At 56.7% G+C, this 14,111-nt stretch carries 10 protein-coding genes and 1 pseudogene; 4 read left to right on the top strand and 7 right to left on the bottom strand.

Features of this window, described 5'->3' with window-relative positions; translation table 11 throughout:
- The first annotated feature begins 185 nt into the window (after positions 1-185).
- On the top strand, positions 186-1,373 hold the full coding sequence (metC, locus tag PGR29_RS13855; RefSeq protein WP_087859810.1) for a cystathionine beta-lyase: 1,188 nt from the start codon (positions 186-188) through the stop codon (positions 1,371-1,373).
- Positions 1,374-1,502: 129 nt separating this feature from the next.
- The gene (gene yghB / locus PGR29_RS13850; RefSeq protein ID WP_308957736.1) at positions 1,503-2,162 is read left to right on the top strand and encodes a DedA family general envelope maintenance protein YghB; all 660 of its coding nucleotides are present in this window, start codon (positions 1,503-1,505) and stop codon (positions 2,160-2,162) included.
- Positions 2,163-2,236: 74 nt separating this feature from the next.
- Here the strand turns inward: yghB and PGR29_RS13845 are convergent, their stop codons facing one another.
- On the bottom strand, positions 2,237-3,136 hold the full coding sequence (locus tag PGR29_RS13845; protein ID WP_015703501.1) for an AraC family transcriptional regulator: 900 nt from the start codon (positions 3,134-3,136) through the stop codon (positions 2,237-2,239).
- 198 nt (positions 3,137-3,334) lie between these two features.
- Here PGR29_RS13845 and yqhD point away from each other — a divergent pair, with 198 nt between their 5' ends.
- Both yqhD and dkgA read left to right on the top strand, forming a co-directional pair.
- Positions 3,335-4,498: an alcohol dehydrogenase gene (yqhD, locus tag PGR29_RS13840; protein ID WP_316424711.1), complete on the top strand. Its 1,164-nt coding sequence runs from the start codon at positions 3,335-3,337 to the stop codon at positions 4,496-4,498.
- 144 nt (positions 4,499-4,642) lie between these two features.
- Positions 4,643-5,470 carry a 2,5-didehydrogluconate reductase DkgA gene (dkgA, locus tag PGR29_RS13835; protein WP_015369664.1) on the top strand — a complete coding sequence of 276 codons (828 nt, stop codon included), beginning with the start codon at positions 4,643-4,645 and terminating at the stop codon, positions 5,468-5,470.
- 34 nt (positions 5,471-5,504) lie between these two features.
- Here the strand turns inward: dkgA and PGR29_RS13830 are convergent, their stop codons facing one another.
- The 6 genes and pseudogenes from PGR29_RS13830 to PGR29_RS13805 all read right to left on the bottom strand — a co-directional run bounded on the left by PGR29_RS13830 (position 5,505) and on the right by PGR29_RS13805 (position 14,071).
- Complete coding sequence (locus PGR29_RS13830) at positions 5,505-6,032, bottom strand: GNAT family N-acetyltransferase (RefSeq protein ID WP_316424710.1); 528 nt, start codon at positions 6,030-6,032, stop codon at positions 5,505-5,507.
- Between the two features lie 25 nt (positions 6,033-6,057).
- A pseudogene (locus PGR29_RS13825) lies at positions 6,058-8,368 on the bottom strand (YgiQ family radical SAM protein); the annotation flags it as partial.
- A gap of 33 nt (positions 8,369-8,401) precedes the next feature.
- Positions 8,402-9,814 carry a cell division protein FtsP gene (gene ftsP / locus PGR29_RS13820; RefSeq protein WP_087859816.1) on the bottom strand — a complete coding sequence of 471 codons (1,413 nt, stop codon included), beginning with the start codon at positions 9,812-9,814 and terminating at the stop codon, positions 8,402-8,404.
- An 83-nt stretch (positions 9,815-9,897) separates the two neighbouring features.
- The gene (plsC, locus tag PGR29_RS13815) at positions 9,898-10,635 is read right to left on the bottom strand and encodes a 1-acylglycerol-3-phosphate O-acyltransferase (RefSeq protein ID WP_087859817.1); all 738 of its coding nucleotides are present in this window, start codon (positions 10,633-10,635) and stop codon (positions 9,898-9,900) included.
- Positions 10,636-10,821: 186 nt separating this feature from the next.
- Positions 10,822-13,080, bottom strand: coding sequence for a DNA topoisomerase IV subunit A (gene parC / locus PGR29_RS13810; RefSeq protein ID WP_316424709.1), 2,259 nt, complete (start codon positions 13,078-13,080; stop codon positions 10,822-10,824).
- 121 nt (positions 13,081-13,201) lie between these two features.
- Complete coding sequence (locus tag PGR29_RS13805) at positions 13,202-14,071, bottom strand: AraC family transcriptional regulator (RefSeq protein WP_316424707.1); 870 nt, start codon at positions 14,069-14,071, stop codon at positions 13,202-13,204.
- Positions 14,072-14,111 lie beyond the last annotated feature (40 nt).

The following is a 14,111-nucleotide window of genomic DNA, read 5'->3' as shown; positions in this document are numbered from 1 at the left end:
AGTGGTTCTCATTAGTATTTACACTGTGCAGCAAATCACGTTTATTTTCTTTGCGCTTACGCAGTAAAAAAGCGGCTGACGCCGGTTTCGGGAAAATTTTTGCCTGTATCGTTTGCGGCCCGGTACACAAACCGGTATTCATGGTAGTTTAGACGTCCAGACGTATAAAAACAGGTTTCTATAACATGGCTGATAAACATCTTGATACCGCGCTGGTCAACGCCGGGCGCCGCAAAAAATATACTCAGGGTTCGGTGAATAGCGTTATCCAACGCGCCTCATCGCTGGTGTTCGATACCGTCGAGGCTAAAAAACACGCCACCCGTAATCGCGCCAAAGGCGAGCTGTTTTATGGCCGCCGCGGCACGCTGACCCACTTTTCGCTGCAGGAAGCCATGTGTGAACTGGAAGGCGGCGCCGGCTGCGCCCTCTTCCCCTGCGGCGCGGCCGCGGTCGCCAACACGATTCTGGCCTTCGTCGAACAGGGCGACCACGTGTTAATGACCAACACCGCCTATGAGCCCAGCCAGGACTTCTGCACTAAGATCCTCGCGAAGCTCGGGGTGACGACCGGCTGGTTCGATCCGCTCATCGGTGCGGATATCGCCAACCTGATTCAACCCAATACTAAAGTCGTGTTTCTGGAATCCCCCGGCTCGATCACCATGGAAGTGCATGATGTGCCGGCCATCGTCGCCGCCGTGCGCCGCGTCGCGCCGGAAGCCATTATCATGATCGATAACACCTGGGCGGCAGGGGTACTGTTTAAAGCGCTCGATTTTGGTATCGATATCTCTATTCAGGCGGCAACGAAATATTTAATTGGTCACTCCGACGGGATGATCGGCACCGCGGTGGCCAACGCCCGCTGCTGGGAGCAATTGTGTGAAAACGCCTATCTGATGGGCCAGATGGTCGATGCCGACACCGCCTACATGACCAGCCGCGGCTTGCGCACGCTTGGCGTCCGCCTGCGTCAGCATCATGAAAGCAGCCTGCGCGTCGCCGAATGGCTGGCGCAGCACCCGCAGGTGGCGCGAGTCAATCATCCGGCGCTACCGGGCAGCAAGGGCCACGAGTTCTGGAAGCGCGACTTCAGCGGCAGCAGCGGGCTGTTCTCTTTCGTCCTTAATAAACGTCTGACCGACGCCGAGCTGGCAGCCTATCTGGACAACTTCAGCCTGTTCAGCATGGCCTACTCGTGGGGCGGGTTCGAATCGCTGATTCTCGCCAATCAGCCGGAACATATCGCGGCCATCCGCCCCGGGGCGGAAGTGGATTTCAGCGGCACTCTTATTCGACTGCACATAGGTTTAGAAAATGTTGACGATCTGCTGGCGGATTTAGCGGCAGGTTTCGCGCGTATCGTGTAAAGTGACAGGAAGTGGCAACAAAAGCGGACGCTTTCAGAAAAGCGGCCGCTTTTGTTGCGCCCGGGATCAAGGTGCTCGGGCCGCTTCAGGAGTACACTAGTCGAAAAACGGTACCACTTAGGAAAGTCCATGGTTGTCATTCAAGAGATTGTCGCCGCGCTGTGGCAACATGATTTTGCCGCATTGGCAAACCCTCACGTTGTGGGTTTTGTATATCTGGTCATGTTCGCGACCCTGTTTCTGGAAAACGGGCTGCTGCCGGCTTCGTTTTTACCGGGCGATAGCCTGTTGCTGCTCGCCGGCGCGCTAATCGCTAAAGGCGTCATGGATTTTGTCCCCACTCTCGCCATCCTAACCGCTGCCGCCAGCCTCGGCTGCTGGCTGAGCTATTTACAGGGGCGCTGGCTGGGTAATACCAATATGGTGAAAGGCTGGCTGTCGCATCTGCCGCACAAATATCACCAGCGCGCCACCAACATGTTTGATAAACACGGCCTGCTGGCGCTGCTGGCCGGGCGCTTTTTGGCGTTTGTCCGCACCCTGCTGCCAACCATGGCGGGCATTTCCGGCCTGCCGAATCGTCGTTTCCAGTTCTTTAACTGGCTAAGCGGCCTGCTGTGGGTTGGTGTCGTCACCGGTCTTGGCTATGCGCTGAGCATGATCCCGTTCGTGAAAAACCACGAAGACCAGGTCATGACCTGCCTGATGATTTTACCGATCGCCCTGCTGGTGACCGGCCTCGTTGGTACGGTTATCGTCGTTATCAAGAAGAAATACTGCAGCGCCTGATTCACTCGCGCCGGATGGTCTCAAAGTCCCCGGTAGCGCTAACGCTTACCGGGGCTACAGGCGCCGCATCCTTATCAAATCCCCTGCATTGTGCGAATACGCGCAGCATCTTCACCCGGCGTAATACCAAAATAGCGTTTAAACTCACGGCTAAACTGCGAGGCGCTTTCATAGCCGACGCGCATTGCCGCCGCGCTGGCTTTCATACCGTCATGGATCATCAGCATTCTGGCCTTATGCAGGCGATAGGTCTTCAAATACTGCAGCGGCGAGGTGCTGGTAACCGATTTAAAGTTATGGTGAAACGCCGAGACGCTCATATTCGCTTCCGCCGCCAGCTGGTCGACGCTGAGGTTTTCGGTGTACTGGCTTTCAATACGCTTCAAAACGCGGCTAATCAGACTAAAGTGCGTCTGTCGGCTGACCAGCGCCAGCAGCGCGCCGCCGCAGGGGCCAATCAGGACATGATAAAGGATCTCGCGAATAATCTGTTTGCCGAGAATGCGCGCGTCCAGCGGCCGCTCCATCACGTCTAACAGGCGTTCCGCCGCGCAGAGGATCTCTTCCGATAACACCGCCGAGTTGATCCCGCTGGAGGCGACCGACGGCTGAAAAAGCTCATCTTCGCCGATATCCATCAGCAGCTCCTGCAACTGCAAAATATCGACATTCAACCGCATTCCCGCCAGCGGCACTTCCGGGGTCGCGAAGGTTTCGCATTCGAACGGTAGCGGAACGGTTAACAGTAAGTATTCGTTGGTGTCATAACGGAAGGTTCGTTCATTGATATAGCCAATTTTATGGCCGGAAAAGAGAAAAACGATCCCCGGCTGGTACATCACCGGCGTACGGGTGCCCGGCTGCGTCCCGTACAGCAGACGGATATCCGGCAGCAGTTCACTTAGCATTTCTTGCTTATCTTTCAGCTTGTTAACTTTATCTGTTAATAGCTGGCATATCTCGGCACGGTTCATTTTCGCTGCTTCTCCGACGACTTTTCTACAAGCTTATTGTGCGTAGTTTCCTTCTTTTTCTCCAGCCCAATGGAGAAATGGGCAAGACAATGGCAGGAATGTGCATTGAGAGGAAACGGTCGCAGGAACACAATAGCCGCCATCGGGCAGAGAGTCGTCTTTTCTGCCGGGAGTTTCATCTTTATGAGGGCACCAGCCATGAATAACTTCAATTTACATACCCCAACCCGCATTCTGTTCGGCAAAGGCGCCATCGCCGATCTGCGCGAACAAATCCCAGCCGGCGCTCGCGTGCTGGTGACTTACGGCGGCGGTAGCGTGAAGAAAACCGGCGTACTGGATCAGGTACTGAGCGCGCTGGCTGGCTTTGACGTGCTGGAGTTCGGCGGGATTGAGCCAAACCCGTCTTACGAAACGCTGATGAACGCGGTGAAAATCGCTCGCGAAGAGAAAGTGACCTTCCTGCTGGCGGTTGGCGGCGGTTCGGTGCTTGATGGCACCAAGTTTATCGCCGCGGCCGCGCACTATGACGCGAATATCGATCCGTGGGAAATTCTGGAAACCTACGGCAACAAGATTGCCAGCGCCATTCCGATGGGCTCGGTATTGACCCTGCCGGCGACCGGTTCCGAATCAAACAAAGGTGCGGTTATCTCGCGTAAAACCACCGGTGATAAACGCGCGTTTATGTCCGAACACATTCAGCCGGTCTTCGCGATCCTCGATCCGGTTTACACCTACACCCTGCCGCCGCGCCAGGTCGCTAACGGTGTCGTTGACGCTTTCGTCCATACCGTTGAGCAGTACGTGACCTACCCGGTTGACGGCAAAATTCAGGACCGTTTCGCCGAGGGCATTCTGCTAACGCTGGTGGAAGATGGCCCGAAAGCGCTGCAGGAGCCGGAGAATTACAACGTGCGCGCCAACATTATGTGGGCGGCGACGCAGGCATTGAACGGCCTCATTGGCGCAGGCGTGCCTCAGGACTGGGCGACGCATATGCTCGGCCACGAACTGACGGCGATGCACGGCCTGGATCACGCTCAGACGCTGGCTATCGTGCTGCCGGCGCTGTGGAATGAGAAGCGCGATACCAAGCGCGCTAAGCTGCTGCAGTACGCCGAGCGCGTGTGGAATATCACCGAAGGTTCCGAAGAACAGCGTATCGATGCCGCTATCGCCGCAACCCGTAGTTTCTTCGAACAAATGGGCGTGCCGACTCGCCTTTCCGATTATGGTCTCGACGGTAGCTCCATCCCGGCGCTGCTGGCGAAACTGGAAGAGCACGGCATGACTAAGCTTGGCGAAAATCAGGATATCACTCTGGACGTCAGCCGCCGTATCTATGAGGCTGCCCGCTAAGTTATTCCCGCCTGATTCACCTCTCCTTACGTTAAACAAACGTCAAGGAGAGGTGTTTTTACTACCGTTTTTAGCTATTTCGTCCAGACTTAATGCTACCCCTCGGCGGATTTTTGACGCTGAGTTCATTAACAGGAGGAAGGCATGACACATCCAACCGTTATTAAACTACACGACGGCAACCTGATGCCGCAGCTCGGTCTCGGCGTGTGGAAAGCAGGCAACGAGGAAGTCGTCTCCGCCATTCATAAGGCGCTGGAAGTCGGTTATCGTTCTTTTGACACCGCCGCCGCGTACCAAAATGAGGCTGGCGTCGGCAACGCGTTAAGCAGCGCGGGCGTCAATCGCGATGAGCTCTTCATCACCACCAAACTGTGGAATGACGATCAAAAACGGCCGCATGAAGCGCTAAAAGAGAGCCTCAGCAAGCTGAAACTGGACTATGTGGATCTCTATTTAATCCACTGGCCGGTGCCAGCGATAGGCCATTACGTCGAAGCCTGGCAGGCGCTGATCGAACTACAGCAGCAAGGGCTGGCAAAAAGCATCGGGGTGTGTAATTTCCAGGTGCCGCATCTGCAAAAGCTGATCGATGAAACCGGCGTCGCCCCGGTGATCAACCAGATTGAGCTGCACCCGTTAATGCAGCAGCGTCAGCTACATGCATGGAACGCCACGCACAAAATCCAGACCGAATCCTGGAGCCCATTAGCGCAGGGCGGCAAAGGGGTCTTCGATCAGAAAATTATCCACCATCTGGCGGATAAATACGGCAAAACGCCGGCGCAAATCGTCATTCGCTGGCATCTCGACAGCGGACTGGTGGTAATCCCGAAATCCGTCACGCCATCGCGTATCGCGGAAAACTTTGACGTCTGGGACTTCCGTCTCGACAAAGACGAACTCAGTGAAATCGCTAAGCTGGACCAGGGCAAACGTCTCGGCCCCGACCCGGACCAGTTTGGCGGTTAATCCCCTTCACTTTTGCCTTTAGCGCCGCACGGCGCTAAAGGCTTTCGCAAATTAAATGTATATCCTCAGGCTCCAGAGCAAACAGCTCCGGGTCGGGCTCATCAATTAAACGACACCCCTGTGAGAGATAAAAATCAACGGTACTTTTATTGGGAATGGACGAAATATACAGGCCGGACGCGCCCAGATCAGGAAGCTGCTGCAGCGCATAATCAAACAGACGCCGTCCCCATCCCTGGCCACGCTGCGCCGCGCCCACATAAAAGAATAGCAGCTGGCGTAGATCGCCCTTTTCACCCCGTGGCAAGGCATCAATCGCCGCCGCGGCAATGATTTTATCCTGTTCGAAAAAGGCGAAAAAAATACCGCCGCGATCGTAGCAGGCCTCGTGAATAGGCGTATAAACCTGGCGATCGTGAGGATCCCAACCTCGTACATCATAATATTGCGAGTACGCCTGAAGCCGGCCATTATCGAGCTTATAAAGGGTGTCGATAATTTCACTGCGATCTATCTCCCACAACATTTCCAGCTGCTGTCGTGACAGGATTACCGGCGTCATTATCGTTCTCTCTCCTTATATGACAGCTTTCCCCCGGCGAGCGAACCCGCCGGGGAAGCGTCTTAGCGGGACGCCGTCTTCGGCTTAATACGCTTTTTCGCGCCCGGCGCGGCCGGCGTCTGGCGCTGATGCGCAACCGGCGTATGCTTCGTCAGCGCCGGACGGGTATGGCGGTTCTGGCGACGCGCTTCACGCATCTCGTCAAGGGTCGGCGCCGGTACCAGGCAGTCACGGCGTGAACCAATCAGATGCTTTTTACCCATCGCTTCCAGCGCCTGACGGATCAGCGGCCAGTTTGCCGGATCGTGATAGCGCAGCAGCGCTTTATGCAGACGGCGCTGTTTGTCGCCCTTCGGCACCACCACATCTTCGCTCTTATAGCCGATTTTACCCAGCGGGTTCTTGCCGGTGTAATACATGGTGGTTGAGTTCGCCAGCGGCGACGGGTAGAAATTCTGTACCTGGTCGAGACGGAAGCGATGACGCTTCAGCCACAGCGCCAGGTTCACCATATCTTCATCGCGCGTCCCTGGGTGGGCGGAAATAAAGTACGGGATCAGGTACTGTTCTTTACCCGCCTGCTTCGAATAGGTATCAAACAATTCTTTAAAGCGGTCATAGCTGCCCATGCCCGGCTTCATCATCTTCGACAGCGGCCCCTCTTCGGTATGCTCCGGAGCGATCTTCAGATAGCCACCGACGTGGTGGGTCGCCAGCTCTTTGATATAGCGCGGATCCTCTACGGCGATGTCGTAACGCACACCCGATGCGATAAGGATTTTCTTGATGCCTTTCAGGTCGCGGGCGCGACGGTACAGATTAATCGTCGGCTCATGGTTGGTATCCATGTGCGGGCAGATATCCGGGTAGACGCAGGAGAGACGGCGGCAGGTCTGCTCAGCGCGCGGCGATTTACAGCGCAGCATATACATATTGGCGGTTGGGCCGCCAAGATCGGAAATAATGCCGGTAAAGCCGGGGACCGTGTCGCGAATCGCTTCGATTTCATTGATTATCGAATCTTCGGAGCGACTCTGGATGATGCGCCCTTCGTGCTCGGTGATCGAGCAGAAAGAACAACCACCGAAGCAACCGCGCATGATGTTAATGGAGAAGCGAATCATCTCGTAGGCCGGGATACGCGCATCGCCATAAGAAGGATGCGGCACACGCTTGTACGGCAGCGCAAAGACGCTGTCCATCTCTTCAGTCGACAGCGGGATCGCCGGCGGGTTAACCCAGATATAACGCTCGCCGTGCTTTTGCATCAGCGCGCGGGCGCAGCCTGGGTTGGTTTCATGGTGCAGAATGCGCGACGCGTGAGCGTACAGCACTTTGTCGCCTTTGACCTTCTCAAAGGAAGGCAGCAATACGTAGGTTTTTTCCCACGGTTTTGGCCGCGGCGGCTGCACGACAACGGCTTTGGCCTCAGCTTTTTTCGGCGCCACCGGTTTGTTGTCTGCGCACGGCAGGTCTTCACCGTACGGATGCGGAATCGGGTCGATTTTGCCCGGCGTATCCAGACGCGTGGAGTCAACGCCGCTCCAGCCCGGCAGTGCTTCCTTTACCATGATCGCGGTATTACGCACATCGCGAATATCGCCGATGGCCTCGCCCATCGCCAGACGATGCGCCACTTCTACCAGCGGGCGCTCGCCGTTGCCGAACATCAGCATATCGGCTTTTGAATCCACCAGCACCGAGCGGCGCACGGTATCGGACCAATAATCGTAGTGCGCGGTACGGCGCAGGCTGGCCTCAATACCGCCGAGGATCACCGGCACGTCTTTCCATGCTTCTTTACAGCGCTGGGTATAAACCAGCGTCGCGCGGTCCGGGCGCTTACCCGCGACGTTGCCGGCGGTATAAGCGTCGTCATGGCGCAGCTTACGGTCGGCGGTATAGCGGTTGATCATTGAGTCCATATTGCCCGCGGTCACGCCGAAGAACAGATTCGGCTTACCCAGGCGCATGAAGTCTTCTTTGCTGTTCCAGTCCGGCTGAGAGATGATCCCTACGCGGAAGCCCTGTGCTTCCAGCATACGGCCGCAGATAGCCATGCCGAAGCTTGGATGGTCGACGTAGGCGTCGCCGGTCACCAGAATAATGTCGCAGCTATCCCAGCCAAGTTGATCCATCTCTTCACGCGACATTGGTAAAAATGGCGCAGGGCCAAAACAGGCAGCCCAGTATTGCGGCCAGGAAAATAGGTCACGATCCGGCTGGATCAGGGATATTGCGCTCATATTGCTTCCGGGGAAAATGATAAAAAAATAACCAAAAGGGCGTGGATTATAAGCCGGAATGATAGTGGAAATGAAGGAGGATTTTCTCAAACCCTGACCGTGTTGCGGCCAGGGTTACGGATATTACGGCGCCGGATTCACCAGAATCTGGCCAATCGAGCCGCGGTCGGCGAGCTCCAGCGTCTGGCTCAGGTACTGGAACGGGAAGTGCGGCCAGGAAGGCTGGTTATAATACACCAGCAGTTCTACCTGCCCGTCGATCCATACGGTATCTTTCCAGCCTCGGTCTTCCGGGAACGGCATCGTTCCATTAACGTTACGGATCTGGAACATCACGCCTTCAATATGGAACGACTGCGGGCGGTCGGCGCGCACGGTCCAGCGCTCCCACGTACCCTGCTGGGCGGTGATATCAATACGCTGCGGATCCCACAGTTGGCCGTTGATGCCGGGGTCGTCGCCGAGCGTAATATCGCGGCTGCGCAGCGGCGTGCCAGAGAGCAGCTCGGTCGGCAGCAGCCGCACCGGCAGGCTATCGGTAACCAGCGGCAGCAGCCCGGTCGGACGCAGCGTCAACACCAGCGTGGAGATCAAAATGCTCGACGGCTCGAAGAAACCGCGGATACGGTCGACGATGCTCGCCGCTTCGCCGCAGGTAATCGACACTTCATCGCCGTTGGTCATATCCACCAGAATTTCTCGCCGCTCGCCGGGGGCCAGCGACAATTGCTTAAGTGAGACCGGCGCCGGCAGAAAGCCCTGATCGCCTGAGATAACGTGCAGCAGACGACCATCGCTCATCTGCAACTGATAGCGGCGCGAGTTAGACGCGTTCAGCAGACGCAGTCGTACCCAGCCGCGTGAGACTTCGACATAGGGCCCCTGCGCGCCGTTGACCAACAGGGTATCGCCCACGAAACCACCGCTGCCCGGTTCGCTATATTCCGGAGTACCGAAGTTATCCAGCCGCTTATCCTGAATAATCACCGGGAAGTCATCAACGCCATAATGATTAGGAATTGGCAGATTCTTGCTGACTTCATCTTCCACCAGCCACATTCCCGCCAGGCCGTTGTAAACCTGTTTCGCCATCCGGTTCGGGGTATTCGCCTGATACCACAAAGTGGCCGCACTCTGGCGAATCGGCAATACCGGCGCCCAATCCGCATTCGGCGACATCATGCGCGCCGCGCCGCCAATCAGCGGGCCCGGCACCTGCAGGCCGCGAATCGTCATGGCGACATTTTCGGTCAGGCGGTTACTGTAGATAAGTTTGACGTCATCGCCATTCCAGACGCGAATGGTCGGCCCCAGGTAGCGGCCATTGATGCCCCATACCGGCGCGCGCGTGCCCTGGGTAAATGACCAATGAGAACGTTGCAGGGTCAGAAACAGCGGCTGACCGCGACGGGATTCCAGCAGAGGCGGAATGGGGAGCGCCGGCTGCTGGCCGGCGGCATGAGCCTTCAGCGGCGCGGCGCCCGCGCACAGCGCTACACCTGAAGCCTTAATAAACTGACGCCGACTGAGTGACATATTAACTCCATGAAATACTGACAATGCAAAAAGGGAATTCGTTTCCCGCCAGCAATACGCTCGCGTTCGCGGCGTTTCCTGTATTATTTCTTTCCAGCCGCTTCGCGCTCGGCCACTTCTTTATCCAGCTCGGCGATTTTTGCGGACATCAGCTCGCGGCAGTGTGTCGCCAGCGCGCGCACATTATCTTTACCGTACTGGCTGGTATCGACCGGCGGCAGCATCTCGACAATCACCAGACCGTTGTTCCAGCGATTGAGTTTAATTTTGTTCGATGTATTCGACACGCATACTGGAATAATCGGTACGCCAGCGGCAATGGCCGCGTGGAACGCGCCGGTTTTAAAGGGCAGCAGACCGCGGCCGCGGCTGCGGGTCCCTTCCGGGAACATCCAGAACGAAATTTTACGCTTTTTAAACGCATTCACTACTTCGGCGATAGTGCCGTGCGCTTTGGTTCGGTTATTACGGTCAATCAGCAGGTTGCCCGTCAGCCAGTAAAGCTGGCCAAAGAACGGGATCCACAGCAGGCTTTTTTTCCCTACGGTAACCGTCGGCGGCTGCACGATATTTGACGCTGTCACCATATCATAGTTGTTCTGGTGATTAGCGATGTAGATCGCATTGCCGTAGCTTTCCGCATCCGCGGGCTTACGCAGTTCGACTTTCAGGCCGAATACCGGGGACAGACGGCCAAACAGATGACCAAACGTCGCGACGTGCTTAGGGTTGCGCGGGCTGAACAAGCAGTAAAGACTGCCAAATATGCACACCACGATGCAATAAATGACAACAAAAATTAGTCGAAAAATAAATAACATAGCTTCCTCTGAAACCCAAACCGCTTAGCGTTATACCCGTTGAATCACAGGTTCAGGACACCGCTGCCCTCTCAACGCGGGGCGGAAAATTTCCGCCCCTGGAGGACATGTTAATCGCAATGCCTGAATAAACAACGATTTTGCGGCAAATTTTCGCATCCTCCAGCCGGGTGAAGGATGCGGGTCTTACTCTTCGCTGTCGCCAGCCGAGGCGCGGCGCGGGGAGTCGATCTCCACGCGGTCGATTTTCTGCAGGCCGCGCATCAGCGAACCGCGACGGCCGCGCTCGCCGGTGACTTTTTGCAGCTCTTCCGGCCGCAGTTTGATCTTACGCTTGCCGACATGAATGGTCAGCGTGCTCTGCGGCGGCAGGACAAACAGATGCGCCAGCCCATCCTGGCCGGAGGCGGCTTCCGCCGACGGAATGTTGATAATCTTGTTGCCTTTGCCTTTCGACAGCTGCGGCAGATCGCTCACCGGGAACATCAGCATGCGCCCGGCGTTGGTGATCGCCAACAGCATATCGGCATCGTCTTCAATGACCAGCGGCGGCATGACATGCGCGTTCTCCGGCAGCGTAATCAGCGCCTTACCGGCGCGGTTGCGCGCCACCAGGTCGTTGAAGGTACAGACGAAACCGTAGCCGGCATCGGAAGCCATCAGCAGCTTCTGATCGTCTGCCTCCATCAGCATATGTTCTACGCTGGCGCCCGGCGGCAACGTCACTTTACCGGTGACCGGTTCGCCCTGGCCGCGGGCGGAAGGCAGCGTAATCGGGTCGATGGCGTAGCTGCGCCCGGTGGTATCAATGAATACCACCGGCTGGTTGCTCTTGCCTTTCACCGACGCTTTCCAGCTATCGCCGGCTTTGTAACTCAGCCCCTGCGCGTCGATATCGTGACCTTTGGCGCTACGCACCCAGCCCATCTGCGACAGAACGATAGTGACCGGCTCGGACGGCAGCATATCGTGCTCGCTCATCGCCTTCGCTTCTTCGCGTTCGCGCAGCGGCGAACGGCGGTCGTCGCCGAAGGTATCGGCATCGGCCTGCAGCTCTTTCTTCAGCAGGTTATTCATCTTGCGCTCGGAGGCCAGAATCGCCTGCAGCTGATCGCGCTCTTTTTCCAGCTCGCTCTGCTCGCCGCGGATCTTCATCTCTTCCAGTTTGGCGAGATGGCGCAGTTTTAATTCCAAAATCGCTTCCGCCTGGGTTTCGCTGATGCCGAAGCGGGCAATCAGCGCCGGCTTTGGTTCATCTTCGTGGCGGATTATCTCAATCACTTCATCAATGTTGAGGAACGCGACCAGCAAACCTTCGAGGATGTGCAGGCGCTTGAGGACTTTTTCCAGCCGGTAGTTCAGGCGGTTACGCACGGTATCACGACGGAAGGTCAACCACTCCGTCAGGATTTCGAGCAGATTCTTCACCGCCGGACGGTTGTCCAGGCCGATCATGTTGAGGTTGATGCGGTAGCTCTTTTCCAGATCGGTGGTGGCGAACAGGTGGTTCATCACCTGCTCCATATCTACGCGGTTGGAACGCGGCACGATCACCAGACGGGTCGGGTTTTCATGATCCGATTCATCACGCAGATCATCAACCATCGGCAGCTTTTTGTTACGCATCTGCGCGGCGATCTGCTCCAGCACGCGCGCGCCGGACACCTGATGCGGCAGCGCGCTAATCACCACCGCGCCGTCTTCTTTCGTCCACACGGCGCGCATCCGTACCGAACCGCGGCCGTTCTGGTAGATTTTGCGAATTTCCGCGCGCGGGGTAATGATTTCCGCTTCGGTCGGGTAGTCCGGCCCCTGCACGATATCCAGCAGTTCATCGAGGGTGGTTTTCGGTTTTTCCAGCAGCGTAATCGCCGCCTGCGCCACTTCACGCAGGTTGTGCGGCGGAATATCGGTCGCCATACCAACGGCGATGCCGGTGGTGCCGTTCAGCAGGATGTTCGGCAGACGCGCCGGCAGCATTTTCGGCTCCTGCAGCGTACCGTCAAAGTTCGGTACCCAATCGACGGTGCCCTGACCCAGTTCGCTGAGCAGCAATTCGGCGTATTTTGACAGGCGGGATTCGGTGTAACGCATCGCCGCGAAGGATTTCGGATCGTCCGGCGCCCCCCAGTTCCCCTGCCCGTCCACCAGCGGATAGCGGTAAGAGAAAGGTTGCGCCATCAGCACCATCGCTTCATAGCAGGCGCTGTCGCCGTGCGGGTGATATTTACCCAGTACGTCGCCGACGGTGCGGGCGGATTTTTTGAACTTGGCGCTGGCGTTCAGGCCCAGCTCGGACATTGCATAGACAATGCGGCGCTGAACCGGCTTTAAGCCATCGCCAATAAACGGCAATGCCCTGTCCATGATGACGTACATGGAGTAGTTCAGGTAGGCATTTTCCGTGAATTCATGTAGCGCGAGGCGCTCTGCCATATCGCTCATTAATCGTGGATCCTCAATCTGGGACGCGGCCATTGCGGCGGCAAAACTACCCGCGATAATACCCGATCTCACGCCCTGAGTCACAGGAAGTGAGATCGGTTAAAGAGGATGAGGATATCAATCAGGCTAACGGTAAATAAATATCGGTGCGGAGTTCATGCTCGCCAACTTCATGCACAAAATTGAGGTAGCGGAAGTACACCGGAAAATCCCTTAGCGTCTCCCCGGAGGCGGGCAGCCAGTCGCGATAGAGAAACCAGACGCTTTGCGCCAGCGTGTCCAGCGAACCGTGATGGCGGACCACTGCGCAACGGCCTGCCGGGATCTCGCCGTTAATCACGCCAAACGCGTTTTCGCTAATCGGTCGCTCAACGGTGCCGCAGATATCAAAACGAAACGCGTCGCCTGGCGTTGTTTGCGGATCGTCCCAGGCAATGCCCCAGGTTTCGCTGGTGGCGACTGGCGACAGCCCGCTCGTTTTGCGCCATGCGATAAAACGCGCGGCGGTGGCGTTGACCAGGTCCGGGCTCCCGCGATGTTGCAATACGGCGATCCTTGTGGCTGGAAATTGAATAATGTTGACGTCCATCGAAGTTTGCTCCTGTAGCGTATGTTTCGGTACGCGTCGATGCCACTCGGCCCAATCCGGTCGCTGACGGAACTGAGTCGGGCTTTGATCAAACGCGGTACGGAAGGCGCGACTGAACGACTCCGAATTTTGAAATCCGGCATCAAGGGCAATATCGATGATTTTATCCTGCGGGTTGAAAGCCAGGCGCCAACAGGCGCGCCGCAGGCGTAACCACTGAATATACCGGTACAGCGGAACGCCGGTATACGCGCTAAATTGCCGGTGAAAATGGTAAGGCGAGCTATACGCAATCGCGCTCAGCGCCTCCAGCGTTAGCGGCTCATCAAGATGGTTCTCAATGTACAAACAGACTCGCTGAAAACGCCCGACGTACGCCGGGCTGGCCTTAATATCGTTCATCGTCTCCTCCACGCGACACACTCTGCCAGAGCGAGGATAG

The sequence above is a fragment of the Klebsiella sp. 141203 genome (assembly GCF_032601985.1).
Classification (GTDB): Bacteria; Pseudomonadota; Gammaproteobacteria; order Enterobacterales; family Enterobacteriaceae; genus Klebsiella; species Klebsiella aerogenes.
Note: the sequence above shows the minus strand (reverse complement) of the source record. Positions and strands in the feature narration are given on the sequence as shown.